Source organism: Nitrosomonas sp. Nm51 (assembly GCF_900111165.1).
In the GTDB taxonomy this organism is placed as follows: Bacteria; Pseudomonadota; Gammaproteobacteria; order Burkholderiales; family Nitrosomonadaceae; genus Nitrosomonas.
The window spans coordinates 1-1,626 of the sequence record NZ_FOGH01000119.1; the positions used below are offsets into that span (position 1 = coordinate 1).

Here is a 1,626-nt window from a genome sequence, read left to right on the forward strand (position 1 = left end):
CTGGATTGTTTTCAGGTGGTATAGCGGCGCAGATTATTACGCGCTACTCTAACCTGACGGACGTAATCTGGAACAACCAGAGCAAAGAAATCCTGGACAACCGGATTGTTCCTTAAACAGCATTATATTTAGATTATTTTTATCATTAAATTCCCCCCGATTCCCCGCTATTGACACAGTTTGATAGCGGGGATATTTGTATTTGTTAATAACATCACTAAAATGATGTTACATAAGGCCCTGTATATTAGACGACTTGACATTCTGCAACTATCACGGCCAGTTTAGTTTCTGCACAAGATCCACACAAGTAAGTTACGAGTTAACCATCGTTACTTTTCCGGCTTTGGAATATACAACCGAGCTTGTGTAATTTCCGGCAAAAGTCACACTAATGAGTCATTGATGATATGATCTAATTGAAAAATGAACAGCAGGAGACTATATGAGCGACCCAGAATCGAATCATCAGCAGTCTAACGATCCGGATTCCAGTAACACTGAAGCAGAAAACACAAAAGATGACGTTATGAAATCCAGCGCCAACACTAGCTTGGTAATGCCTGCAGCGCTATTGCTGGTTTTATTGGTAATTCCGTTTTCAATTAATTCTTTTATGCATATGCTGGCAAACAAGAATCAACTTGTTCACCCGGTAATTATGAAAATTCCACTGAACAGCAGTGTGGTAACCGCACCAAAAGAGGCTAAACAATACCAAAGCTTTGAAGTAAAGCTGCACGTCGATACGGATCAACTGGCAAAATTTATCAACGAAATTGTGTCCATTTCAGCAACCGGTACTTCGATACAGGGCATTACAGGATATATTTCTCCTAAAATGCAGGCTGAAATTACAGGCGAAAATTTTCGTATCGAGAATCCGGGGCCGCAACAACAAATGTATGCGCTAAGCGACGCAACTGAATGGACTTGGCAAGTTTCGCCACAATCATCCGGCACACAAAAAATCACATTCAAAATGCACGTAACCTCGACAGAACAAGACCGGCAAAAAATCCATGTAATTGAGCTCGCCGAGGCAAACATAATTGTTGAATCGAATACGCTTATGTGGATGGTATACAACTGGTGGATATTTGTGCTGATCGGATTAGCTTTGTTTGGCGCCTGGAAAACATTGCGCCGTTATAACGTTTAAAAAATGGCTAATTTCATTTGGCATCTTTCGAAGCGGATGTCACCGTTAAGTAATGATTTCTGGCATTCCATCACTTCTGGCCGTTTTCGTATACTCACAGAATAATATCTTTATTATCAATAAATTGATTAGATATTATCTGCGGATATAGCATTTCTATAACGTGTTGCTTGTAATTACTCGCCCCGTTCTGTAGCCTGTCCAGCCAACACCATCTGAATGGTATGAATTGGGTTGATGCCTTTGTTGGCCATGATTTGCAGATAACTGGAGATGCGACAGTAAGCATGGGCATATTGCTCGCTCCGAAAACAGCCGGATATCTTTTGCTTTTGGCAGGATGGGCCGCATTTCTTAATCTCCTTTGAGCCTAAAAAAATCAGTTAAACGAATCCCTGCCGGCAAATTCCAGAATAAAGTTAATACGAGATTCTGAGATTTGATTGTCAATTAGCATTCATTGA

General features: G+C 40.7%; 1 protein-coding gene and 1 pseudogene. Both read left to right on the plus strand.

Annotation, left to right across the window (positions count from 1 at the left end; all coding sequences use genetic code 11):
• Nucleotides 1-116: pseudogene (locus BMY60_RS16470) on the plus strand (methane monooxygenase/ammonia monooxygenase subunit C); the annotation flags it as partial.
• 329 nt (nucleotides 117-445) lie between these two features.
• Nucleotides 446-1,162: a hypothetical protein gene (locus BMY60_RS15060; RefSeq protein WP_090334718.1), complete on the plus strand. Its 717-nt coding sequence runs from the start codon at nucleotides 446-448 to the stop codon at nucleotides 1,160-1,162.
• Nucleotides 1,163-1,626: the final 464 nt, after the last annotated feature.